This window comes from Streptomyces sp. NPDC104814, from assembly GCF_055583185.1.
Genome location: NZ_JBVJOL010000001.1, coordinates 1,664,358 through 1,688,940 on the forward strand (window position 1 = coordinate 1,664,358; position 24,583 = coordinate 1,688,940).

19 protein-coding genes are annotated in these 24,583 nt (G+C 73.5%); 16 read left to right on the forward strand and 3 right to left on the reverse strand.

Annotated elements, in window-relative coordinates:
- Positions 1 to 171 precede the first annotated feature (171 nt).
- The 10 genes from ACZ64A_RS07050 to ACZ64A_RS07095 all read left to right on the forward strand — a co-directional run bounded on the left by ACZ64A_RS07050 (position 172) and on the right by ACZ64A_RS07095 (position 17,232).
- Entirely contained in the window at positions 172 to 7,290 is a 7,119-nt protein-coding gene (locus ACZ64A_RS07050; RefSeq protein WP_469808724.1) for an amino acid adenylation domain-containing protein, read from the forward strand.
- Positions 7,287 to 7,493 carry an MbtH family protein gene (locus tag ACZ64A_RS07055; protein ID WP_469808726.1) on the forward strand — a complete coding sequence of 69 codons (207 nt, stop codon included), beginning with the start codon at positions 7,287 to 7,289 and terminating at the stop codon, positions 7,491 to 7,493. Before ACZ64A_RS07050 ends, ACZ64A_RS07055 begins: the two co-directional genes overlap by 4 nt.
- A 153-nt stretch (positions 7,494 to 7,646) precedes the next feature.
- On the forward strand, positions 7,647 to 8,069 hold the full coding sequence (locus ACZ64A_RS07060) for a cobalamin B12-binding domain-containing protein (protein WP_469808727.1): 423 nt from the start codon (positions 7,647 to 7,649) through the stop codon (positions 8,067 to 8,069).
- Positions 8,066 to 10,477 (forward strand): amino acid--tRNA ligase-related protein, encoded by a 2,412-nt coding sequence (locus ACZ64A_RS07065; protein ID WP_469808728.1) that lies wholly within the window; start codon positions 8,066 to 8,068, stop codon positions 10,475 to 10,477. Before ACZ64A_RS07060 ends, ACZ64A_RS07065 begins: the two co-directional genes overlap by 4 nt.
- Positions 10,474 to 11,766: a glutamate synthase-related protein gene (locus ACZ64A_RS07070; protein WP_469808729.1), complete on the forward strand. Its 1,293-nt coding sequence runs from the start codon at positions 10,474 to 10,476 to the stop codon at positions 11,764 to 11,766. The genes ACZ64A_RS07065 and ACZ64A_RS07070 overlap by 4 nt, the downstream gene beginning before the upstream one ends.
- Entirely contained in the window at positions 11,763 to 12,308 is a 546-nt protein-coding gene (locus ACZ64A_RS07075) for a hypothetical protein (protein ID WP_469808730.1), read from the forward strand. The genes ACZ64A_RS07070 and ACZ64A_RS07075 overlap by 4 nt, the downstream gene beginning before the upstream one ends.
- A 183-nt stretch (positions 12,309 to 12,491) precedes the next feature.
- Positions 12,492 to 13,745, forward strand: a complete 1,254-nt coding sequence (locus ACZ64A_RS07080) for an MFS transporter (RefSeq protein ID WP_469808731.1) — start codon at positions 12,492 to 12,494, stop codon at positions 13,743 to 13,745.
- Positions 13,746 to 13,754: 9 nt separating this feature from the next.
- Positions 13,755 to 14,486, forward strand: a complete 732-nt coding sequence (locus ACZ64A_RS07085) for a 4'-phosphopantetheinyl transferase family protein (RefSeq protein ID WP_469808733.1) — start codon at positions 13,755 to 13,757, stop codon at positions 14,484 to 14,486.
- 222 nt (positions 14,487 to 14,708) lie between these two features.
- On the forward strand, positions 14,709 to 16,277 hold the full coding sequence (locus ACZ64A_RS07090) for an alpha-L-arabinofuranosidase B (protein WP_469808734.1): 1,569 nt from the start codon (positions 14,709 to 14,711) through the stop codon (positions 16,275 to 16,277).
- An 85-nt stretch (positions 16,278 to 16,362) separates the two neighbouring features.
- Positions 16,363 to 17,232 carry a class II glutamine amidotransferase gene (locus tag ACZ64A_RS07095; RefSeq protein ID WP_469808735.1) on the forward strand — a complete coding sequence of 290 codons (870 nt, stop codon included), beginning with the start codon at positions 16,363 to 16,365 and terminating at the stop codon, positions 17,230 to 17,232.
- Between the two features lie 53 nt (positions 17,233 to 17,285).
- On the opposite strand, the gene ACZ64A_RS07100 is transcribed toward ACZ64A_RS07095, so the two are convergent.
- From ACZ64A_RS07100 to ACZ64A_RS07110, 3 genes are all read right to left on the reverse strand, one after another.
- Positions 17,286 to 17,981: a GAF and ANTAR domain-containing protein gene (locus ACZ64A_RS07100; RefSeq protein WP_469808736.1), complete on the reverse strand. Its 696-nt coding sequence runs from the start codon at positions 17,979 to 17,981 to the stop codon at positions 17,286 to 17,288.
- Positions 17,982 to 18,321: 340 nt separating this feature from the next.
- Positions 18,322 to 19,065 carry an SOS response-associated peptidase gene (locus tag ACZ64A_RS07105; protein ID WP_469808737.1) on the reverse strand — a complete coding sequence of 248 codons (744 nt, stop codon included), beginning with the start codon at positions 19,063 to 19,065 and terminating at the stop codon, positions 18,322 to 18,324.
- A 337-nt stretch (positions 19,066 to 19,402) separates the two neighbouring features.
- Positions 19,403 to 19,825, reverse strand: coding sequence for a CASTOR/POLLUX-related putative ion channel (locus tag ACZ64A_RS07110; protein WP_469808738.1), 423 nt, complete (start codon positions 19,823 to 19,825; stop codon positions 19,403 to 19,405).
- Between the two features lie 209 nt (positions 19,826 to 20,034).
- Between ACZ64A_RS07110 and ACZ64A_RS07115 the strand changes: the two genes are divergently transcribed.
- The 6 genes from ACZ64A_RS07115 (at position 20,035) to ACZ64A_RS07140 (ending at position 24,529) form a co-directional block, all read left to right on the forward strand.
- A complete protein-coding gene (locus ACZ64A_RS07115; protein ID WP_469808739.1) occupies positions 20,035 to 20,514 on the forward strand; it encodes a cupin domain-containing protein in 480 nt (159 codons plus the stop codon).
- A 186-nt stretch (positions 20,515 to 20,700) separates the two neighbouring features.
- Positions 20,701 to 21,996, forward strand: a complete 1,296-nt coding sequence (locus tag ACZ64A_RS07120; RefSeq protein ID WP_469808740.1) for a phosphatase PAP2 family protein — start codon at positions 20,701 to 20,703, stop codon at positions 21,994 to 21,996.
- A 194-nt stretch (positions 21,997 to 22,190) separates the two neighbouring features.
- Positions 22,191 to 22,718, forward strand: a complete 528-nt coding sequence (locus tag ACZ64A_RS07125) for a hypothetical protein (protein ID WP_469808741.1) — start codon at positions 22,191 to 22,193, stop codon at positions 22,716 to 22,718.
- A gap of 18 nt (positions 22,719 to 22,736) precedes the next feature.
- Positions 22,737 to 23,102, forward strand: coding sequence for a MerR family transcriptional regulator (locus ACZ64A_RS07130; protein WP_469808742.1), 366 nt, complete (start codon positions 22,737 to 22,739; stop codon positions 23,100 to 23,102).
- Between the two features lie 46 nt (positions 23,103 to 23,148).
- Positions 23,149 to 24,225, forward strand: a complete 1,077-nt coding sequence (locus tag ACZ64A_RS07135; protein WP_469808743.1) for an NADPH:quinone oxidoreductase family protein — start codon at positions 23,149 to 23,151, stop codon at positions 24,223 to 24,225.
- A gap of 148 nt (positions 24,226 to 24,373) precedes the next feature.
- Positions 24,374 to 24,529, forward strand: a complete 156-nt coding sequence (locus tag ACZ64A_RS07140; RefSeq protein ID WP_361624005.1) for a hypothetical protein — start codon at positions 24,374 to 24,376, stop codon at positions 24,527 to 24,529.
- Positions 24,530 to 24,583 lie beyond the last annotated feature (54 nt).

The window sequence follows — 24,583 nt, forward strand, 5'->3', positions numbered from 1 at the left end:
ATGCGGGGAGCGGCAGTCCGGGCGGCAGTTCGTGTCGGCGGCGGCAGTCGGCGGGTGGCAAGCCGCCGCGCAGCTGCCCCGCCGACTGCCCGCCGGGCCCACGCGCGCTGCCTAGCGTGAGGGCACGTCAGTCAGCTGCACCTCCCCGATCCCTCGCCTGGAGGCTCCGCGATGCCCTCGACCGCCCCTACCGCTTCCGCCGTCCTGGACGGCGGCCCGGCGCCCCGCCCGGCGTCCCGCGTCCTGGACCGGATCGCCGGTCAGGACGCCGAGCGGATCGCCCTCGTGCACGGCGAACGCCGGGTGACCTACGGGCAGCTGGCCCTCGCCGTGGCGTTCCGCGCCGACAAGCTGGCCGCCCAGGGGGCCGGCCCGGGCCGGCTGGTGGCGGTGCGGCGGCCGCGCGGCATCGACGCGATCGTGGGTCTGCTCGCGGCCCTGCGGACCGGAGCGGCCTACCTCCCGCTGGACCCCGCGGCCCCCGCCGCCCGTACCGCGGCGGTCCTCGCCGACTGCACCGGAACCGACCTCGCCACCGTCGACGGCGAGTGCGTACTGCCCGGCCCGGGGGTCGAGGCGGACGCCGCGTACGTGATCTACACCTCGGGCTCGACCGGCACCCCGAACGGCGTGGTCGTCGGGCAGGACGCGCTCGCCGCCTTCACGGCCGCGGCCACCGGCGTCTACGGCATCACGGCCGACGACGTGGTCCTCCAGTTCGCCCCGCTGCACTTCGACGCCAGTGTCGAGGAGGTCTTCCTCACGCTGGGCGCCGGCGCCACACTCGTCCTGCGCGACGAGGACATGCTCGACGTGGAGGGCCTGCTGGCCGGCTGCACCGCGCACGGGATCACCGTGCTGGACCTGCCGACCGCCTACTGGCACGAGCTGGCGCACGCGCTCGCCGCCGGACTCGCCGAACTGCCGCCCGCCCTGCGGACCGTGGTGATCGGCGGCGAGGCCGCGCTGCCGGAGCGGGTGGCCCAGTGGTGCGCTGCCGTGGACCCCGCCAGAGTGCGGCTGCTGAACACCTACGGTCCCACCGAGGCGACCGTCGTCGCCACCGTCGCCGACCTGTCCCGTCACACCGGCGGTCCGGTACCCATCGGCACCCCGCTGCCCGGGGTACGGGCCGCCGTCGTGGACGGCGAACTGTGGCTGCTGGGCGACCAGCTGGCCCTCGGCTACCTGGGCCGCCCGGAGCTGACGCAGCGTCGGTTCACCCGGCTCGGTACCGAACGCGCCTACCGCACCGGCGACCTGGTGCGTGTCCGCGAGGACGGCCGGCTCGGCTTCGAGGGCCGCGTCGACGACGAGGTGAAGATCAGCGGCCACCGGGTCGACCCGGCGTCCGTGGAGTCGGTGCTCTCCAGCCACCCGGGAGTGCGCGAGGCGGCCGTGGTCGCCGTGGACGCGCCCGCCGGCGGCATGCAACTGACCGCCTTCGTGGCCGCGGAGGACGGCGTGACCACGTCCGCACTGCGCGAGCACACCCGGCGGGCCCTCCCGGCGGCCGCAGTGCCCACGACCTTCGAACCGGTGGAGTCCCTGCCCCGGACCTCCTCAGGCAAGATCGACCGCAAGGCGCTGCGCGCCCGCGCCGCCCGTGCGTCCGGCCCCGCCACCGCCGCGGCACCGGACCCCGCGTACGACGTGTTCGCCGGGGAGCCGCTGCCGGCCGAGGACCGGGTGCCGCTGTCCTACGCGCAGCGCCGGCTGTGGTTCCTCGCCGGGCTGGAGGGCCCGTCCACCACCTACCACCTCCCGGTGGTGCTGCGGCTCGACGAGGTGCCCGACACCGCCGCCCTGGCCGCCGCCCTCGGTGACCTCGTGGAACGCCACGAGGTGCTGCGGACCGTGTACCCGGCCGTGGACGGCGAGCCGTACCAGCACGTCCTCGACGCGCCGCCGGTCCCGCTCGACGTGCGCACGTGCGCCGCCGAGGACGTCGCCGCCGAGGTGACCCGCTTCACTTCCGGAACCTTCGACCTGGCTGCCCAACTTCCCGTGCGCGCAGCCCTGTTGCTCACCGAAGGCGAAGATGAGGGAGGCGGCGACCCGACGGCGACGCTCGTGCTGCTCACCCACCACATCGCCACGGACGGCTGGTCCGTCGGGCCCCTGCTGCACGACCTCGGCACTGCCTACGCGGCCCGCCGCGCAGCCGCCGCCCCCGACTGGGAGCCGCTGCCGGTGCAGTACGCCGACTACACCCTGTGGCAGCGGGACCTGCTGGCCGACCCCGCGCCGCTGCTGGCGCACTGGCGGGCCGCGCTGGACGGCATGCCGACCGTGCTCGACCTGCCCGCGGACCGCCCCCGCCCCGCCGAGCCCACCGGCGCCGGCGCCACCCTCACCGCCCGGCTCGGCGCGGACGTCCTGCGCCGGCTGAGCGCCCTCGGCGACGAGCAGGGGGCGAGCCTGCTGATGGTGGTCCAGCCCGCGCTGGCCCTGGCCCTGGCAGCCGTCGGCGCCGGCGAGGACATCGCCGTGGGCACCCCGGTCGCCGGCCGGGGCGACGAGGCGCTGGACGGCCTGGTCGGCTTCTTCGTCAACACCCTCGTCCTGCGCACCGACGTGTCGGGACCCGCCTCGTACGCCGAGCTGGTGGAGCGGGCCAGGGACGCGGACCTGACCGCCTACGCCCACCAGGACCTGCCGTTCGACCTGCTGGTGGAGCATCTGGCACCGGAACGCTCCCTGGCCGTCAACCCCTTCTTCCAGGTGATGCTCACAGCCGAGACCGAGGACGGCTCCGGCACCGCCACGAGCGGACCGCTCGCCGGGCGCTTCGCCGAAGTCGGCCTGGAGGCGGCAAAGTTCGACCTCAGTGCGTCCTGCGTGGCCCTGCCCGGTGACGGCGGCCTCCAGGTGTGGTGGCAGTACGCGGCCGAGCTGTTCGAGCCGGACACGGCCCGGTTGCTGCTGGACGTCTTCGTGCGGGCCCTGGAGCGGGCCGCCGCCGACCCGCACGCCGTCACCGCCGCCGCACAGCTGCTCACCCCGGCGGAGAAGGCCCGGGTCGCCACCTTGCGGGAGGAGGTCGAGCGCGCCCGCCGGGAGCAGGCGGAGGCGGCCCAGGCCGCCGCGGTCCCCGGGCAACCCCAGGTGGAGAAGGTGCTGCGCACCCTGTTCGCCGAGGTGATCGGCCGTGAGGAGATCGGCCCGGACGACAACTTCTTCTCCGTGGGCGGCCACTCGATGTACGGGGTGCGCCTGGTCAACCGCATCCGCGCCACGCTGGGGCTCCAGGCCCGGATCAGGGACCTGTTCCTCGCTCCCACCCCGCGCGAGCTGGCGGCCCGCCTCGCCGGGCAGGCCACGCCGTCCGGGCGGCCGGGACCCGTTCCCGTCCCCGACCGGCTGCGGCCCGCGCGGGTGCCGCTGTCCTACGCGCAGCGCCGGCTGTGGTTCGTGGACCAGCTGGAGGGCCCCAGCCGGTCGTACACCATCCCCTTCGCGCTGCGGCTGCAACAGCCGCTGGACCCCGGTGTCCTCGCCGACGCGCTGGCCGATGTCGCCACACGGCACGAGGTGCTGCGCACGGTGTACCCGGCGGTGGAGGGGGAGCCGTATCAGAAGGTGCTGACGGGCGATGCGGCCCGCCCGGTGCTCGACCTCGTGGACTGCCCGGCCGGCGGCTCGGAAACGGCCGTCGACGCGGCCGCGGGCCATGTCTTCGACCTGGCCGCCGACCTGCCGCTGCGCGCCACCCTGATCACCGAGGAGGACGCCGGGCAGATCCTGGTGCTGCTGGTCCACCACATCGCCGCCGACGGCTGGTCCACCGGCCCGCTGCTGGCCGACCTGGCCACCGCCTACGCGGCCCGCAGCACCGGGGCCGCCCCCGGCTGGCAGCCGCTGCCGGTGCAGTACACGGACTACACCCTGTGGGAACGCGCCGCGCTGGAGGGCGAGGCAGCCGAGGAGCACGTGGCCTTCTGGCGGGAAACCCTCGCGGGCGCCCCCGAGGTGCTGGAGCCGACCCCGGCCCGGATCCGCCCGGCCGAGGCGTCGCGGCGCGGCGCCTCGGTGCCGGTCGTCCTGGACGCGGAGGTGCACGCCCGCCTCGAGCGGCTCGCCCTGGACCACGGCGCCACCCTGTTCATGGTCGCGCAGGCGGCCCTCGCCGCACTGCTGACCCGGCACGGCGCGGGCACCGACCTGCCGCTGGGCACCGTGGTCGCCGGCCGCGACGACGAGGTCCTCGACGACCTCGTCGGGTTCTTCGTCAACACGCTCGTGCTGCGCTGCGACACCTCCGGCGACCCGGAGTTCGGCGAGCTGCTGGACCGGGTGCGCGCCACCGACCTCGCCGCCTTCGCCCACCAGGAGCTGCCGTTCGACCTCGTGGTGGAGCGGCTCAACCCGCCCAGGTCGGCCGGCCGGCACCCGCTGGTGCAGACGATCGTGCAGGTGGAACCGGCCGATACGGCGACCGCGGCGGACACCGCGCTGGCCGGCACCCCGCTCTCCACCGCGTCGGGCTTCACCAAGTTCGACCTGACACTGTCCCTGCGCGAGACCCGCACCGCGAGCGGCCGTGCCGCCGGACTCGCCGGCGTCCTCGAATACGCCACCGACCTGTACGACGCGCCCACGGCAGCGATGCTCGCGGCCCATCTGGAGCGCATCCTGCGGGCGGTGGCGCAGGACCCGGCGCAACGCATCGCCGACCTCGCCCTGCTGTCGCCGCAGGAGGAGTTCCGGCTGCTGACCGCCTACAACGACACCGCCGCCCCGTCCGTCGAATGCGGCCTGCTGCACGAGCGGTTCACCGCCCAGGCCCGGCGCACCCCCGACCGGACCGCCCTGTCCTACGGCGACGAACGGGTGACGTACGCCGAACTGGACGCCCGCGCCAACGCCCTCGCGCACACCCTGCTCGACGCCGGGGTGGGCCGGGACGCGGCGGTCGGCGTGCTGATGGACCGCACGCCGCTGCTGCCGGTGGCGGTGCTCGCGGTGCTCAAGTGCGGTGCGGCGTACGTGCCGATGGACCCCCGGCTGCCGCAGGCCCGGGTGCGCATGATGGCGCAGGACACCGGAGCGACGGTGCTCCTCACCCAGCAGATCCACCGGGACGCGCCGTCGGTGGCGGCCGAGGCGGCGGCCGGGGTACGTGTGCTGGCCGTGGACGCGCCGGGCGCGGTCGACCCGGCCCGCACCGACGACCCGGGCGTGAGGGTCGGCGAGGACGCGCTGGCGTACGTGATGTTCACGTCCGGCTCCACGGGCCGACCCAAGGGCGTCGGGGTGACCCATCGCAACGTGGTGGAGCTGGTCACCGACCGCTGCTGGAACCGCCGGCATCACCGCCGCATGCTGGTGCACTCGGCGATCGGCTTCGACGCCTCCACCTACGAACTGTGGGTGCCGCTGCTGGGCGGCGGCGAACTGGTGATCTGCCCGGGCGACGGCACGGACCTCGCGGAGATCGACCACACCGTGCGCACCCACCGGGTGACCGCCGCCTACTTCACCATGGGCCTGTTCCACATCATGGCCGACGAGGGCCTCGACACCCTCAAACTGCTCGACGAGGTGTGGACCGGCGGCGACGTGGCGTCCCCGCAGGCCCTCCAGCGGGTGCTGACGCACTGCCCGGACACCGTCTTGGTGCACAGCTACGGCCCGACCGAGACCACCTTCGCCTCCCACCACCAGCACTTCCCGGTCACCGAACGCACCCTGCGCGGCGTGTATCTGGGCGCCGCCCTCGACAACACCCGGATCTACGTGCTGGACGAGCGGCTGCGGCCGGTGCCGCCGGGCGTGGCCGGCGAGATGTACATCGCGGGTACCCAGGTGGCGCGGGGCTACATCGGCCGCCCGGGGCTGACCGCCGAGCGGTTCGTCGCCGACCCGTTCGGCGCCGACGGCGGGCGGATGTACCGCACCGGCGACCTCGTGTGCTGGACGCCCGACGGCGAACTGCGCTTCCTCGGCCGGGCCGACGGCCAGGTCAAGCTGCGCGGCTTCCGCATCGAGCCCGGCGAGATCGAGGCCACCCTGGCCCGCCACCCGGCCGTCGGACAGGCGGCGGTGGTCGTGTACGACGACGGTCCCGGCGGCAAGCGGCTGGTCGCCTACGCCGTGCCGCGTGCCGGCCACGAGCTGACCGGCGCCGGCCTGCTGCGGTGGGCGGCTGACGAACTGCCCGAGCACATGGTGCCGTCGGCGGCGGTCCTGCTGGACGCGATCCCGCTGACCGTCAACGGCAAACCCGACCGCAGGGCCCTGCCCGCCCCCGCACCGGCCGTCCGCACCGCCGGCCGGGCGCCGCGCACCCCGCGCGAGGACCTGCTGTGCGGCCTGTTCGCCGAGGTGCTGGGCGTCGAGGGCGTCGGCATCGACGACAACTTCTTCACCCTGGGCGGCCATTCGCTGCTCGGCGTGCGCCTGATCAGCCGTATGCGGGCGGTGCTGGGACTCGAACTCGGCGTGCGGGACCTGTTCCGCACCCCGACCGTGGCCGGACTGCTGGCCGACGAACCCAGCGGCTTCGACCCCATGGGCGTACTGCTGCCCCTGCAGACCAAGGGCAGCAGACCCCCGCTGTTCTGCCTGCACCCCGGCACCGGCGTCGGCTGGACCTACGCCGGCCTAACCCGCCACCTCGGCCCCGACCAGCCGCTGTACGCCGTCCAGGCGCGCGCCCTCGGCGAACTGGGCCACTCCCCGCAGTCGGTGGAGGAGATGGTCGACGACTATCTGCCGCTGTTCCGCGAGGTCCAGCCGCACGGCCCCTACCGCTTCCTCGGCTGGTCCTTCGGCGGCACCGTCGCCCACGCCCTGGCCGTGCGCCTGGCCGAACTGGGGGAGCGGTGCGACCTGCTGGCGATGATGGACGTGCACCTGCTGCCGACCGAGCCGCGGCGGCGCCGTATGACGCCGGCGCAGAAGCGGGACATGCTCGTCGGCGACGCGACGGACGAACCCGAGGACGCCCCCTTCGACGTGGAGGCCCTTATCGACCTGGTCCGCCTCAAGGACCCGGTGCTCGGCGCCTTCTCCGACGACGAGATCCGCTCGGTGATCGGCGCCTCCATCGACCACGCGGAAATCATGAACCTGTATTCCCCGCGCCCGGTCAAAACCGACCTGCTGTTCCTCGGCGCACTGGAGGAAGGGGAAACGGAGAACACCCTCGCGCAGAACTGGATTCCCTACATCGACGGCACCGTCGAGAACCATCTGATCGGGGTTCCCCACACCCGAATGGGAGAACCCGAACCGCTCGCCCTGATCGGCCGTATTCTTTCCGAGAAACTGAGGAGCCTGTCATGACCAACCCCTTCGACGACGCCGACGGCACCTTCCACGTCGTGGTCAACGCCGAGGGCCAGCACGCCCTGTGGCCCGTCTTCGCTGAGATCCCCGCAGGCTGGGACACGGTGTGGGGGCCGGGCCCGCGCGCCGCCGCGCTGGAGTACGTGGAGGCCCACTGGACCGACATCCGCCCGCTGAGCCTGGTGGCGCAGTATTCCTGACCGACGCCGCCCAGCATTCCCGTTCGCCGACCGCACCCCGTGAATTCACGGGGTGCGGCCGTTTTTTCGGACCGCCGGCACCCTCTTTTCTTCCCGTCATCCTGCCGCCCCAACTGCCTCTCGGGAATGCGGCCGGATTCTATATTTCTGAGCATGCGACGACGGAATGTGAACACCCTGCTGACCGGCACGGCCTCGGATTCCCATACCTGGAACCTCGTCTACCTCCAGCTGATCCTGGAGGAGCACGGGCACCGGGTGCGCAACCTCGGCCCCTGCGTCACCGACGACCTGCTGACCGGCGCCTGCGCGGCCGAGCGGCCCGAGCTGGTGGTCATCAGCAGCGTGAACGGGCACGGGTACCGCGACGGGCTCAGCGCCGTGCGTGCCCTGCGCGCGGCCGGTCCGCACCCGCCCGTCGTCATCGGCGGCAAGCTCGGCGTGGCCGGCCGGGCCGACCCCGTCCAGCGCCGCCGGCTGCTGGAGGCGGGCTGCGCTGCCGTCTTCGACGACGGCGACACCGCCGCCCTGCGCACCTGGCTGGACGAGGCCTTCGAGGGGCGGGCCGCCGCATGAACCCGACCGCAACGCTCGCCTCACCGCCCGCGACCGCATCCGGAGCAGGACAGCAGCCGGCCGCATCCCGCACGCGCCCGCAGGCGACCCCATCCGGCGCGGGGCCGCTGGAAGCCCCGTCCTTCGGGGGTTTCGTCGCCGCGGCGGCCGCCGCCGGCCGGCTCGTCGTCCAGCCCCGCATGGGGTTCGCCGACCCCCGGCGGATGCGCGAGGGACTGCGGCGCACCCGTTCCGCCGTCGCCACCACCGTCGGCACCCTCACCATCGACAGCTACACCCGCACCGGCGACCTCGCCGCCGCACGGGCCGCGCTCGCCGAGGGCACCCCGCTCAACGGCTATCCGCTCGCCACCCATCCCCTGGACGTCACCCGCGACCTGCTCCGGTCCGTCCAGGCCCCCGCCTTCCCCGTCCAGGTCCGCCACGGCTCGTCCCGGCCCGAGCCCATCGTCCGGGCCCTCACCGCGGCCGGACTCGACGCCACCGAAGGCGGCCCCGTCTCGTACTGCCTGCCCTACGGCCGCACCCCGCTCGCCGAGTCCGTGGACAACTGGGCGCGCTCCTGCGAGCTGCTGGCCACCCTGGCGCCCGCACCCCGCACCCCGCATCTGGAGAGCTTCGGCGGCTGCATGCTCGGACAGCTCTGCCCGCCCGGACTTCTTGTCGCGCTCAGCCTGCTGGAAGGGCTCTTCTTCGTCCGGCACGGCATCCGCAGCGTCTCCCTCAGCTACGCCCAGCAGACCGACCCCGCCCAGGACATGGAGGCGGTACGCGCGCTGCGCCGGCTGGCCGACGAGTTCCTGCCCGCCGACGTCGACCGGCACGTCGTGCTCTACGCCTACATGGGTGTCTTCCCCCGCACCGCGCACGGCGCCGCCCGGCTGCTGGAGGACGCGGCGCAGCTGGCGGTCCGCTCCGGAGCCGCCCGGCTGATCGTCAAGACGGCCGCCGAGGCGCACCGCATCCCGACGGTCGAGGAGAACATCCGGGCACTGGAGACGGCCGCCGCCGCGGCCACCCTCGCCGAACGGGACGACGCTCCCGGCACCGACGGCGAGGTCTACCGCGAGGCCCGGGCCTTCGTGGAGGCCGTACTGGAACTCTCCGAGGACCCGGGGCGGGCGCTGCGCACCGCGTTCGCGCGCGGTGTGCTCGACGTTCCCTACTGCCTGCACCCGGACAACGCCGGCCGCAGCCGCAGCTACCTGGCCGCCGACGGACGGCTGCGCTGGTCCGCCGTAGGGCGGATGCCCGTCGTGCCGTACGCGGCGCCGGGGGCCGCCACGCCCATGGCCTCCACCGGGCTGCTGCGGGCCCTGCACACGCTCGCCGACCGCTACGACGGCCCCGGCACCCCTTCCAGCCACACCACGCACGCGCGCTCCGCCCCACCCGCCCCACCAGCCTCACGACAAGGAGACGACATGGACGCCACCACCCCTCCCGCGCTGGGCGACCACCTGGCATCCCCCTGGCTGCGCTCGGCGATGCTCGTACAGCAGGAAGTCCTCTACTCCGCCCGCGAGTTCCTGCGCGGTGAGGGCTTCGTCGAGCTGCTGCCGCCCCTGGTCGGACCCGTCACCGATCCCGGCGGCCGGGGCGCCAAGGCGCTCGACGTGGACTACTACGGACAGCCCTACAAGCTGATGACCAGCGCCATTCTCTACAAGCAGGCATCCCTGAAGGGCTTCCCGCGGCTGTTCTACGTCGCCCCGAACGTGCGCGTGGAACCCCCGGAGACCGCCGGCACCGGCCGCCACCTCGTGGAGTTCCACCAGATCGACGTGGAACTGGCCGACGGAACCCGCCAGGAAGCCCAGGACATCGCCGCCGGACTGCTCACCCACGTCGTGGACCACGTCTGGACGGCCGTCCCCGACGTCCTGCGTGAACTGGGCCGCGACGAGCTGGACTTCGCGGAGCTGCGGTCCGGCAAGTTCGACACCCGCACCCACGACGAGGCCGTGGCCCGGCTGATCGCCGCGGGGCACCCGCAGAGCCCGGACGCGGAGATCGACTGGACCGGCGAACGGCTGCTGTCCCTGGAAGCCGACCGCCCGTTCTTCGTCGACGACTACCCCAAGGGCTCACGCGGCTTCTACGACCGCGAGGACCCCGAACGCCCGGGCGTGCTGCGCAACTTCGATCTGCTCGCCCACGGCGGCTACGGCGAGCTGGCCAGCGGCAGCGAGCGCGAGTGCGAATACGCGACGATCGTGACGCGGATGCGTGAGAGCGGCGAGAACCCCGCCAAGTACGCCTGGTACCTGCAGCTGGCCCGCGACGGCATCCGCCCCAGCGCCGGCTTCGGCATGGGCCTGCAACGGCTGGTCCGCTTCCTGACGGGCCTCGACGCCCTGTGGCAGGTCAGCGCCTACCCGAAGCTGCCGGGGGTGATCGCGCCGTGAGCGCCCTGCACGCGAGCGGATTCCCGGAAGAACCGGTACGGGCGCGCGCCCGTAACGGCACCGCCGATGTCTTCCCGGCGGCCGAGGAGTACGGCGGCGCGCTCTTCGGAGCCACGGCCGCCGACGCCCCCGACGCCCTGGACCGGCTGCGCATCGCCCCGCCGGTGTTCATGCCGCGCCGCCTGGAGAAGCTGATCGACCTCGGCCGGGAACCCTCCCACGAGGACGTGGACCTGACCGGCCGCACCGGCGGGTTCGCCACCCGACTGCCCCTGTATCTCTCGGCGTTCGGCTCCACCCGGGCCGGCAGCGGCGACCTCGCCCTGGCCGCGACCCGGCAGGCGGCACGGCTGGGCATCCCCATGGTGATCGGCGAGAACATGGTGCCGGTGCACGGCTACCGCCGCGGCGCCGAAGCCGGCGGTGTGCGCTCGGCGTTGCTGGAGCGGATCGCCGCCTACGCGGAGACCGTTGCCGACGGCGTCGGCGGGGTCGTGGTCCAGCAGTCCACCGAGGACGCCGACTCCGAGGTGTGGAACCTCCTGTACAGCGACCCCGGCACCCGTGCCCTGCGCGACTCCGGCCGGCTCGGCTTCGAACTGAAGGCCGGCCAGGGCGCCAAGCCGGGCCTGGGCGGCATGACCGTGGTCGCCGCCGCCGAAGCGGAGCGGCTGGCCGGGCGGTTCACGGTACGGGACGTACTCGGCGCCTCAGGCCGGCGGCTGCGCTGCGCCACCCCCGGCACCTTCACCGAGGAGATCGTCCGCCAGCAACTGCGGTTCATGCGGAACAACTTCCCCCTCGCCCGTACCTGGGTGAAGTTCCATCCCGGCCGCGACATCGCCAGGGCCGCCGAAACCGCCTGGGCGGCCGGCGCCGACGCCGTCACCGTCGACGGCGCCGAGGGCGGCACCGGCTGGGCGCCGCGCGTCTTCCTCGACCAGGTGGGACTGCCGCTCGGCGAGTGCCTGCGGCGGATCGGGCCGCGGGCCGGGGACCTGCTGGCCACGGGCCGGATCTGGGAGGGCGGCCGCGCCCTGCGCGCCCTCGCGCTGGGGGCCCGTGCGGTCGGCCTGGGCCGGGCGGCCCTGCTCGCCGTGGACGAGGACCCCGAGGAGGGCCTGATCCGGCTCGCCGACGCGCTCACCCTCGAACTGCGGCTGCTGATCAGCGCATTGGGCAAGTACCGGATCGCCGACCTCGCACCGGACGACCTGTGGGACCCGGCCGCGGACCATACCGCCCAACCCGCCCGGCCGCCCGCCGTACCCGTGCAGGACCTGCCGTGAGCGGCACCGGGCCCGACCCGGCCGGCACGCGGGGCGCGGACGACGGCCGGGCCGTAAGCGGCGCGGTGCGCGACCCGGCCGGTACGCGGGGCGCGGACGACGGCCGGGCCGTAAGCGGCGCGGTGCGCGACCCGGCCGGTACGCGGGGCGCGGACGACGGCCCGGCGTCCGCCGAGCGCTCCCGGCCGCCACGCCCGGCCGTGCCCCGCATCGCCCACCACGGGGCCACGATCCGGCCGGCCTCGCGACGCCGCCGTCGCGGCTCCGCGGGCCCCGCCCGTCCCGCTCGCGGCCTCGGCCTGGTGCGGGCCCGGTTCCGGTTCGCCGGCGCGGACGCGATGCCCGGGATCAGCGTCGCGCCGGGGCCGGGGGCCGGTCCCGCCGGGGCGGCCGCGACCCGGGCCCTGCGCGAGGCCGGCCTCGCCCACCTCGGCGGACACCTGGAACTGCGCACGTACGGCCGGTCGCCCCGGGACGCCGACACGGCGCACGCCGCCCACCGAGCCGTACACCGCGCCGTGGCCGCGGCCCACCGCCCCTGACCGCGCTCATCGAGAGCGCCCACTGTCCGTGACCGTGCTCTCCGCGGTCGCCCGCCGTCCCTGACCGCACGCCTCTCGGTCGCCCACCGTCCCAGGCCGCACTCCGGCCCTCGCCCGCCGCCCTCGAACGTGCTCTTCGCCCCCGTCTCACCCTCCCTTCCCTCGCACAGAACAGGTTCCTCCATGGACACCCCCGCACAGCACCCGGTCCCCTGGGGACGGGTCACCTCCCTCGTCGGCGGTCAGGCCGCCGTCCAGCTCGGCAGCTTCGCGCTGCTGATCGCCATGAACTGGACGGCCGTCCAGCTCGGCGGCACCGGTGCCGTCACGCTGCTGACACTCGCCGCGACCGTGCCCCGCGCGCTGATGCTCATCTTCGGCGGGGCGGTGGCCGACACCCTCGGCCCGCGCTTCGTCCTGCTGCGCACCACCAGCGCGCGTGTGGTGCTGCTGGCCGCGGGCGCGTTGATCACCGCCACCGCCGAAAACCTCTGGCCGCTGGTGCTGATCGCCCTCGTGGAGGGCGTGCTGCTGGGCCTCGCCGGGCCCGCCTCCGGTGTCCTGCTGCCGATGCTGGCCCGCGGCGGCCAGCTGGCGCGCGCCAACTCCCTGTACGCCATGGTGCTCAGGGTGGCGCCGATCCTCGGCGCCCCCGCCGGAGCGTTCCTGATCTCGGTGGGGGAGCTGTGGGTGGCGCTGGCCGCCGGAGCGGTGACGGGGGCGATCTGGCTGGGCTGCCTGCTGCACGTCACCCACGGCTTCCGCCGGCCCGAACCGGAGCCCGGCGCCTCGCTGATCAAGCGTTCCGGTGACGGGTTCCGGCTGCTCGCGCGCCACCCCCGGCTGCGCTGGATGTTCCTCGCCTCCCTGTCCCTCGACATGGCCTTCAGCTGGCCCGCGGAGGTCGCCCTGCCGCTGCTGGTCGCCGAGCGGGGCTGGGGCGTGGGCGCGGTCGGCGTGGTACTGGCCGCGTTCAGCGCGGGCGCCCTCGGCTCCAGCGCGCTCGGCGCGGTCCTGGCGCACCGCATCCCGATGTACGTCCGGCTGGTGGTGACGGGAGCCGGGCTGGCCGCGGGCATCCTGGTCATGGCGCTGATGCCGTCGGTCGTGTCGCTCACCGCGGTCGCCGCGGGCGTCGGCCTGCTGTCCGGGCTGAACGGCCCCGCCATCGTCACGCTGTACCAGGAGGCGGCGCCCGAGGAGCGGATGGGCGCGGCGATGTCCACGCTCTCGCTCGCCGGCATCGGCACCGCGCCGATCTCCATCGCCGTCTTCAGCAGCCTGTCGCTCGCCCTGGGCGTCCAGACGACCTGGTTGCTGTGCGGAACGATCGCCTTCGTCTCGCCGCTGGCCGCCGTCCTCGCCCTGCGCCACCCGGCGCGGGTGGAGGAGCCGGCGCCGACGGCCGCCGAACCGCCCGTGCCGGCCGCAGCCTGAAGGAGGGCCATGACCGTCCTGACCGTTCCCCGGATGCTGCTGCCCCGGAGGCTGACCGGTTCCGACCCGGACCCCGGCAGCGGACCGGACGGAACACCCCGTCCGGCGCCCGGCCCGGAGGTGTGGCTCGTTGACACCGGCGAATACCGGCCGTACGCGGACCGCCGGGCCCCGGCGACCCTCGACGCCCAGGAACTGGCGCGGGCCGCGGAGTTCGTCCAGGCCGCCGACCGCGATTCCTACGTCTGCGCCCATGTGGCGCTGCGCCGGCTCCTCGGCCGCTATCTCGGGGTGGCGCCGGGCGAGGTCGCCATCGAACGCGCGCCCTGCGTGCACTGCGACGAACCGCACGGCAGGCCCGTCCTGCCGGGAGCGACCCTGCACTTCTCGCTCTCCCACTGCGCCGGGCTCAGTCTGCTGGCGTTCGCCACCGCCCCCGTCGGGGTGGACGTGGAGAAGCTGGTGGCGCCGGCGACCATCCTGGAGACCGCCGACGTCCTGCATCCCCGGGAGGCGGCGGAACTCTCCCGGCTCCCCGCAGTGGAGCGGCCGGCCGCCTTCACCCGGGTGTGGACCCGCAAGGAGGCGTATCTCAAGGGGCTGGGCGTCGGCCTGTCCGCCGATCCGGCGGCCGACTACGTCGGTTCGGGCGCCGAACCGGCCCACGTGCCCGGATGGTGTCTGGCGGACGTCGCCGTCCCGGAGGGCCACTGCGCGGCGGTGGCTCTGCGCACCCCGTGATCGCAAAGACCGTCTGTTCATCGGTGCCGGGTCGGACTGACCCGGCACCGATGTGCTGTGCGCACCCTGTTGACACCCCTCGGCGGGTTCCTATCATCAATCTCTGTCCGTCACTGCGACCAACGTTCGATATATCGACCATCTGTCTCATGACAGGTGCATGACCGGCTCCCTCTGTCCAGGCGGCTGACCCCGCCCCCCACTCACACCAGGAGACCGTGCATGTCCTCCCTCCTCAGCCGTCTGAGGCGAGCGCCGCTCGCCCTGCCGGCGCTCGCGCTGGCCCTGGCCGCCGCCCTGCTCGGCGGCCCGGCCGCCGCCGACCCGCAAGCCGCGGCCGCGGGCACTCTCCCCTGCGACCTGTACGCCTCCGGGGGCACCCCCTGCGTCGCCGCGCACAGCACGACCCGCGCGCTGTACTCCGCCTACAGTGGCCGCCTCTACCAGGTCAAACGCGCCTCGGACGGCGCCACCCGGGACATCGCCGCGCTCGGCGCGGGCGGCTACGCCGACGCCGCCGCGCAGGACTCCTTCTGCGCGGGCACGAGCTGCCTCATCACCGTCATCTACGACCAGTCCGGCCGGGGCAACCACCTGACCCAGGCACCGCCCGGAGGGTTCTCCGGCCCCGCCGCCGGCGGATACGACAACCTCGCCGAGGCATCCGCCGCACCGGTCACCGCCGGCGGCCACAAGGCGTACGGAGTGTTCATCGCCCCCGGCACCGGCTACCGCAACAACCACACGAGCGGCATCGCGACCGGGGACCAGCCCGAAGGCATGTACGCGATCCTCGACGGCAGCCACCGCAACGGCGGTTGCTGCTTCGACTACGGCAACGCCGAGACCAACAGCCGGGACAACGGCAACGGCACGATGGAGGCCATCTACTTCGGCGACATCAAGGTCTGGGGCTACGGCACCGGCAACGGGCCGTGGGTCATGGCCGACCTGGAGAACGGCCTGTTCTCGGGCGTCAACCCGGGCTACAACGCGAACGATCCGAGCGTCAGTCACCCGTTCCTGACCGCGATCGTCAAGGGCGGTCCTGGCCGGTGGGCGATCCGGGCCGGCAACGCCCAGTCAGGAGGACTGTCCACCTACTACAGCGGGCCACGCCCCAACGCCTCCGGCTACGACCCGATGAAGAAGGAAGGCGCCATCATCCTCGGCATCGGCGGCGACAACAGCAACGGCTCCGCCGGCACCTTCTACGAAGGTGTGATGACGTCCGGCTACCCCTCGGACGCCACCGAGAACGCGGTGCAGGCCAACATCAACGCGGTCGGTTACACGGCGCCCGCCCCGGTCGGCGGACTCACGCCGGGCGCCAGGGTCTCGCTGCGCGCCACCACGTCCTGCTGCACCGGTGAGTACCTCCGGCACGACACGGCCGACAGCAACGCGGCCATCTCGCCCGTCTCCGCGGCCAGTTCCTCCGCCGACAAGGGCGCCGCCACCTGGATCGTGCGCGCCGGCCTGGGCGACGCCTCCTGCGTCTCCTTCGAGTCCGCCGACAAGCCGGGCCAGTACCTGCGCCACTACGACTTCCGGCTGCGCCTCGACTCCATCGACAACAGTGCGGTGTCCCGGCAGGACGCCACCTTCTGCCCGCAGGCCGGTCACACCGGGCAGGGCATCTCGCTGCGGTCCGCCAACTACCCCGGCGACTTCGTGCGCCACTACGACCACGCCGCCTACATCGCCGGCGACGGAGGATCCCACACCTGGGACAGCGCCGCACTCTGGGCCGACGACACCACCTGGGCCGTGACCAGCCCCTGGGCCTGACGCGTACCCGGGGCGGGCGGGGGCACTCGGCCGAGGACCCTCACCCGCCCCGCACGCCGCGCAGGGCCCGACGCAGGAGGTTCCCGTGTGCCGTCTGTTCGGCCTCAGCAGCGCTCCACGCCGTACGCACGCCACCTTCTGGCTCCTGGACGCCCCCGACAGCCTCAGCCGGCAGAGCCACCACGACCCCGACGGCACCGGACTCGGCCACTTCGCCGCGGACGGCACCCCATGCGTCGACAAGGCGCCCATCGCGGCCTACCGCGACCGCGCCTTCGCACGGGAGGCCCGGCAGGAGGAGTCGGCGACCTTCATCGCCCATGTGCGCTTCGCCTCCACCGGCAGCCTGGACGTCCGCAACACCCATCCCTTCGAGCAGGAGGGGCGGCTCCTCGCGCACAACGGGGTCATCGAGGGCCTCGACGAGCTCGACGACCACCTGGGGGAGGACCGGGCCCTCGTCCGGGGCGACACCGACTCCGAACGCTTCTTCGCCCTGATCACCCGCGAGACCCGGCTCCACGACGGTGACGTCACCACCGGCATCCGGGAGGCCGCCCGCTGGATCGCCGCACACCTGCCGGTCTACGCCATGAACCTGATCCTCATCACCCCGCAGGAACTGTGGGCGCTGCGCTACCCGGACACCCACGAGCTCTACGTCCTTCAGCGCCCGGCGGGCGGCGAGCACGGCAGCAGGCACCTCGACCACAGCGGCAGCGGCGGCCGCATGCGGGTCCACTCCGAACCCCTCGCCGACCACCCCGCCGTCGTCGTCGCCAGCGAGCGCATGGACGACAATCCTCACTGGCGCCCGATGGAATCCGGGGAACTGTTGCACGTCGGCCCCGACCTGCACACCACCCACCGGATCGTCCTGCCGGACCCCCCGGCCCACCAGCTCACCCTCGACGACCTGCATCCGGCCGCGGCAGCCTCACAGAAGGCCGCCTGACGCGCGCGGGGCCACATCGCTCCTGCGCCGCGTCGCACCGGACGCCACGCGGGTCACTCGGCCGGCGGGCGCGGGGCACGGACCTGCTGGGCGATGTCGCGGAGCTTGACGTTGTGGTGCTGCGAGAGGCGGCGCAGCACGCCGAAGGCGTCCTCCTCGCTCAAGTGGTGGCGTTCCATGAGGATGCCCATGGCCTCGCCGATGGCGTGGCGGGTCTCCACCGCCTGCTCCAGCTGGTCGATGGTGCGGTTGCTGGACAGGGCCACGGCCGCGTGGGAGGCCAGCAGCCAGCCGGCGGTCTCGAACTCCTCGGTGAAAGCGCCGGGACGGCGCGCGTACAGGTTGAGCGCGCCGAAATCCTCGTCGTCGGTGTACAGCAGGATGCCGGTCATGCTGCCGATGCCGAGCTTGCGGGCCGCCTCGGAGTACCGCGGCCAGGACGCCGACGGCGTCGTCATGTCCGCGATGCGGAAGACCCGCTCCCCGCTGCCCCGGCGGCGCGCGAGATCGAAGCAGGGCCCCTCGCCCAGCTCGGCCTGCAACCGGTCGGACTCCTCGACCATGTCGCCGCAGGCGGCCAGCGTCACCGCCCGGCCCTTGCGCACCGCCAGGATGCCCGCCGCGTCGCAGCCGTCCACGAGCTGCACCGCCGCCGCCGTGATCCGGTCCAGGGTCGCCTGCACCGAGTCCTGGGCCAGCAGATCCCTCGCCAGCCCAGCCATCCGCTCGGCGTACTCCCGCCAGTCCATCCACCCACCCGCCTCGCTAGCCCCTACGCCCACCCTAGGGGGTGTCTCGCCGATCACGCCGGGCTCGCGGCGTCTGGCACCGCACCTCGCCGCGTTGTCGTCACTCTCCCCCAAGCTCTACGAGCAGGGGGGACCCCCAATGCTCCGCATCGACTCCCTCCTCCGCCTTGCGATGCACGGCACCAGACGCCGCTCCCTGATCCGGCCTGATCGACGAGACACCCCCTAGTCCCGGCCTGCCGCGCGCACCGCTGCTTCCGCAGGGGCGGGGACGGCCCCGCGGACGCGCGTCACAGCGGGCCGGCGGCGTCCCGCTGCCCGCGGCGTTCGCGGCCGGGGTTTACGGCGTGGGCTCGTCCAGGAGTTGCGGGCCGTTGTTGCGGGTGTTGTTCACGGCGGGGGAGACGGGGCGGGCGTCGAGGTGGCCGCCGGCCGGCTGGGTGAGCAGGGCGCGCAGCTCGTCCGCGTCGTCGTGACCGGGGTCGAGCCAGGCGGCGTAGTGGTCCGGGGTCAGGGCGAGCGGCATGCGGGGGTGGACCCGGCCGGCCGCGTCGGTGGCCTCGGTGGTGATGATGGTGCAGGTCGTGAGCCAGGCGGCGGGGTCGTCGTCGTTGCCGACCCGGGGGTCGCGCCAGTACGCGTACAGGCCGGCGAGCGCCATGATCCCCCCGTCTTCGGGGTGGATGAAGTACGGCTGCTTGCGCTTCTTGCCGGTGGCGGCGTCCTCGACCTCGGTCCACTCGTAGAAGCCGTCGGCGGGGAGCAGACAGCGGTGCCGGGCGAAGGCGCGGCGGTAGGCGGGCTTCTCGTGCACTGTCTCCACGCGCGCGTTGATCATCCGGGAACCGACGGACGGGTCCTTGGCCCAGGACGGCACGAGTCCCCAGCGGAGTGGCCGCAGCTCCCTGCGCGGGCGGGCGCCGGAGCCCTCGGTGCGCGGAGCGCGTTCCAGGACGCCGTAGACGTCGTCGGTCGGGGCGACGTTCCAGCTGGGCGCCAGGGTCTCGTCGGGGCGCCACTCGGCGACGTCGAAGAGGTGGCTCAGGTCCTGCGGACTGCGGGTGGAGACGTAGCGGCCGCACATAGGGCCACTGTGCCATGACGTCCCGCCCGTGCGAGAGACCTGCGGAGCCGCCCGGCGCATGTCGCCGGCGCAGCCGCCCGGCGTGCACCGGACCCTGCCGAGGTCACCGCGCCGGCGGGTCGGTGGCGTCCCGGGCAGCTTCGGCCTCCTCCCCGGGGCCCCGTTCCGCTGCCCGTTCGTGCCCGGCGTCGCGGCTGTGCGGAACGGACCGGCCGGGGCTTTCGAGCAGCTCCGGCAGCTCTGGCACGCCGTCGCGGCCGCCCACGATGACGACGACCTCGTCGTCCGCGGCCCAGCGGCGGCGGAAGGTCTTGGCCGGGTTGACGCGCAGCCCGTATCACGGACGGGGACGTGCCATCACGTGCTCCTCCACCGCATGCGCGCAGTCGGCGGGTTCGGCGGTGTCGTCGTCCGCGGCGATGACGACGAGCCGGTCGTCCGGCCGGAGCACCGTCCGTGGGGGCGGATTCAGCCATGGCCGCCCGTCACGGACCAGCCCGACGGCGCAGGCGTCGGCGTAGGAGAGCAGCGCGTCAACGAAGTCCCGGCCGGACGGCGACAGAGGCGCGGCCAGATAGAACTCGTGCCCGGCGAAGTCGAGCAGTTCGCGATGGACGAGGGACAGCCCGGGGTGGCGCGCCGCCTGGGCGATGAGCCGGGCGGTGAGGGCCTCGCTCTCCACGACCACGCCCCGCGCTCCCGCGGCCAGCCGGGCCGCCGTCAGCCAGCGGCTGTCGCGGACCGCGGCCACGACGGGCACGCCGCCCCCGCCCCCCGCCCCCGGACACCGTCGCTCCTTGCCGCACGCACCCTCCCGCGGGGACCTCACCGGACGCGGCCCCCCGGCCGGCCTCGCCGCTGTCCGCGGGACGCCCCTACCGGGCAGTGTCCTGACCGGGAACCCCGGCCAAGGGCAGCTCGGCGCCGATTCATCCCTTCGAGGAACACGGCCTGGGCCACAATGCCCGCATGACAGATGATCACTCCCGGGCCGAGGCCCGCCCGCTGCTGCGCCGCCCCACGGAGGGTGAGCTGATGGACGTCGCCGGTGTGGCGCACTTCTTCCGGCTGACGGGCGAGCACACGGGCGGGCACTTCGCCTTCGAGGAGTTCAGCCTCGCGCCCGGAACGGTCGGCGCCCGACCCCATGTGCACGACGGGCACGACGAGTACTTCTACGTACTCGAAGGGGAGTTGACGCTCCACACCGGGGACGGGGAGGTCACGGCCGGCCCCGGGGACCTGCTCGCCGCGACCCGCGGCACCCCCCACGGCTTCCGCAACGCCGGCCCGGTCACCGCCCGCGCCCTGTGCCTGTACACGCCCGCCGGGTACGAGAACTACTTCCGCGAGGTGCACGCCGCGGTCAGCGCCGGAGCCGAGGCGACCGACGAGCTGCTGGCCGAATTCCGCAGCCGGTACCGGACCAGCTCCTACCCGCAGACCTGACCGGAGACAAGCCGCCCGGCGGCACTCCCCTACCATGTCCGGGCTCGCGGTGATGGAACTCATCGCCCTCATTCAGTAAACCCATAACGAACAAATTGGCCAAATAGATTGATATCCAAAGAGTTGCGGAATCCTCCGCGCACAGACGACAGCAGTCCGTTGATCGCAGGGCGTCAACGGCGAGTGATGCTGTGGGCCGCGGCGGGTCTGGCGGCTCTCGGACTCCTTGTCGCGCTGGAGATCGCCGCGCGCCACTACGGCCAACCGGGGCCGATCACCGACCAGCTGAACGCCATGATCCTCGCGCCGAAACCGGGACCGCTGTACGGCGGTCTGGCGCTGACGATGGTCGTGCTCACCTGGCGGCAGCGCTTCATCGCGGCCGGCGTCGCGATCGGCATCGACGTCGTCTTCGTGCTCGTGCGATGGGCGGCCGGCGTCCCGATGACCGACGGGCACACCTTCGGCAACGGCGCGCTGTGGGTGATGCTGGGCTGCGCGGTCATCGCCGTCACCCGCCGCACCGGTGAGGAACGCGTCCTGCTGCTGAAGGGCGTCGGTCTCGGCCTGCTCCTGGTGGCCGGCCGCAAGACGGGCGACACCTGGCTGCTGGTCACGGCGAAGGCCCACCCGACGGTACTCGACCCGTACGTGGCGACCGCCGACCACGCACTGGGCAACCCGTCGTGGCTGGCCGGGCGGCTCCTGCAGGCCACCGGTCCCATCGGCACCCACCTCCTCGCCGTCGTCTACGCGCAGCTGGCGGTGGCCGCGATCGTCGTCGCGCTGTACCAGCTGCGGAACGTGGCGGGCGAGCGCCGCTTCCCCCGCCATCATCTGGTGCGCACCTTCCTGCTGATCGGCCTCCTCGGACCGGCCGTCTACATGATCTTCCCGGTGGTCGGGCCGGTCTTCGCCTACGGCCCGGGCGCCTCCGGAACCGGCGGCGTGCAGTGGGCGGTGGCCAACCTGTGGCCCCACACACCGCCGGGGATCGCCGCCCTGCACCCGGTGCCCTACGACGACCTCACCCCCCGCAACTGCATGCCCAGCCTGCACACGGCATGGGCCACCGCGATCTTCATCCATTCCCGGAAAGGCCCCCGGCTGCTGCGCTACGCGGGAGCGTTCTGGCTGATCGCCACCCTCAGCGCCACGCTGGGCTTCGGCTACCACTACGGCGTGGACCTCGTCGCCGGCGTGGTGTTCGCGCTCACCATCGAGGCGGGGCTGCGCGCTTTCGACCGCGGCTGGGACCGCCCGGGAACCGGACTTGTCCTCTACGGCACCACGGTCTTCACCGCCCTGCTGCTGGCGTACCGCTTCCTGCCCGAGCAGATGGCCGCCCACCCGGCGCTGTTCGGGCCGCTGCTCCTTCTGGTGATGACCTCGGTGATCTACGGCTACGTCCGCACCACCAGACTCTGGGAGCCGGTGGCCGTGCCCGTGCGGCAGCCCGAACCCCAACCCGAACCGGTGTGAGCCGGTCCCGGCAGGGGGGCACTTCCCGGCTCGTTCAGCAGGGGGACACTTCCCGGCTCGTTCGGCAGGGGGAAACTTCCCGGCTCGTTCGGCAGCGGGGAACTTCCCGGCTCGTTCGCGCGTTGCTGAGGACGACCTGATCATTTGCTGTGCGGTACGACGGCGTGGCGCCGTCGGGGGGAAGTGAGCAAGCCATGGCCATGGTGGGCCTGTTCTGGATCGCCGAGGGCGATGTGTACGTGGGCGCGAAGCCGTCCGGTCTGGCGCCCGGGGTGCGGCTGACCCCGGAGGGCGTGGTGGCCCTCGGCGACCGGCAGTCCGGCTTCTTCCTGTGGGAGGACGTGCGGGCCCTGACCGTGGCGGACGTGCCCGTGAAGACACTGAAGCGGCAGATCGGCGCGGTCAGAAGCTTCGCCGTGGACACGGTGGCGAACCTGGCCATGCCCATAGGCCCGGCCCTCACGGACGACACCCCGCCGATGATGAGCCTGCGCGTGGAGTCACCCGACGGCGAGCACGAACTGACGGCCTACACCGCCGCAGCCGTCGGCTACTCACCGGCAGAGGTCGACCTCTCGCGCACCGTGCTGTCCCGTCTCACCCAGGGCGCCGCGACGATGGCCACCACGCTGGCGGCGATGTCCCGGTGGGGCCGCGCCTGGGAAGGCGGCTCGCCCGGCCGGGCGGAGCGGGAACGCCTGCTGCGCGAGTGGGCGGGCTGAGCGGCGACGGGGGCAGGCGTGAAGATCGGTGAAGCCTCCAGAGTCAGCGGTGTGAGCGCGAGATCGTTGCGGCACTACGAGGACGAGGGCCTGATCGTCCCCGGACGGTGCGGCAACGGCTTCCGCGACTACTGCCCGTCCACCCTCGACCGGGTGCTCGTCATCCGCTCCCTGCTGGAGTCCGGGCTGCCCATCCGGTTGATCAGGGAGCTGCTGCCCCGTCTCACGGACGAACCGGGCGCCGGCGAGGACGCGGAATGCGCGGAGTTCCTCAGCGAGGTGCAGAGCTACCGCGACCGGCTCGCCGCACGCATCGCCGTGCTCAGCGAACAGCAGGCGGCACTCGACGCCTACCTGCGGGAGGCCCGCAGCACGGCCTTCTGACAACCGCTTGACCTTGACGCAAGTGTCAGACTCCTACGGTCACGGCATGAAGATCAACGATCACGGTATGAAGATCGACGAGCAGCCGCACACCGCCGGGCAGCCGATCCGCGCACTGGTCCAGCGGTCCCACCGAGGGCCGCAGGACGCCGCCCTCACGACCGATCGGCCGCGCCCGACCCCGGGGCCGGGCGAGTACCTGATCCGTGTCGGCGCCGCCGGGGTCAACTTCGCCGACGTCATGCAGGCCCACGGGACGTATGCGGGCGGTCCGCAGCCGCCCTACGTGGCCGGCTTCGAAGCCGCCGGCGAGATCGTGGGTGCCGGCCCCGGCGTCGAACGCCCCCTGCCGACCGGCACCCATGTCGTCGGCACCGGCCCCGGCGCCTTCGCGCAATACATGACCATGCCGGCCGCGGGTGTCCTCCCCGTGCCCGCCGGCTGGAGCGACGCCGAAGCCCTCGGCCTGGTGCTCAACTGGGCCACCGCCCTCGCGGCACTGAAGCCCCTGGGTGAGATCGAGCCAGGCGACACGGTGCTCGTCCACGCCGCGGCCGGAGGTGTGGGACAGGCCGCGGTCCGCCTCGCCCGCCACTACGGCGCCCGCGTGATCGCCACGGCGTCACCGTCCAAGCACGACACCGTCGAGGCGCTCGGCGCCGACGTGGTCCTGGACAGCGCCCGCCCCGATCTGGCAGCGGAGATCACCCGCCTGACCGGCGGGGTCGACCTGGTCCTGGAGTCGGTGGGACGGGCCACCTTCGAGGTCAGTCTGGCGGTCACCAAACCCTTCAGCGGACGCGTCGTCGTGTACGGTGCCGCCTCCGGCGACGCCACTTTGAGCACGCACGACCTGGTCTTCACCCACCAGGTCCAGATCAAGGGCCTGCACATCGGTGCGCTGGCGGCCGCGGCACCGTCGCTCTACCGGTCCCTGCTCGCGGAGCTCGAGACGCTCATCGCCGAGGGCGTGTACCCGCCGGGCTCCCCTCAGGTGCATCCCCTGGCGGAGGGACCGGCAGTGCTCCGGCAACTGGAAGCCGGCCGGACCAGCGGCAAGCACGCCCTCGACCCGTGGGGTCAGGCGGACCACGGACCCTCATGCACCGCGGCGGCGCAGTAAACGGAAGGTGGGCTACCCCTTTCCGGACGGTCGGTAATTGGCGAGAAGTCATCGACGCCGCCCCTGTTTCCCTCGTCTCCCGCTGCCTAAGCTCGGCCGGGTTGTCGCGGCATCACCGAGTGTCTCTTGACGATCCAGGAGGACCACCGTGAACCAGGCCACCACCCACGAAGGACAGTCCCGCACCGAAGCCCTCGCCTCCGCCGAGGAGGAGCTCGACCTCGTCATCGGCGAGCTGGAGCAGGAGATCCCGGCCCGCTCCGGAGCGACGCCCGGCACCTGTATCCGCGTCTACTGCATCTGACGCCGGCCGCGGCCGGGAACAGGCCGCCACGGCACGGTAACCGGGTGCCGTCCC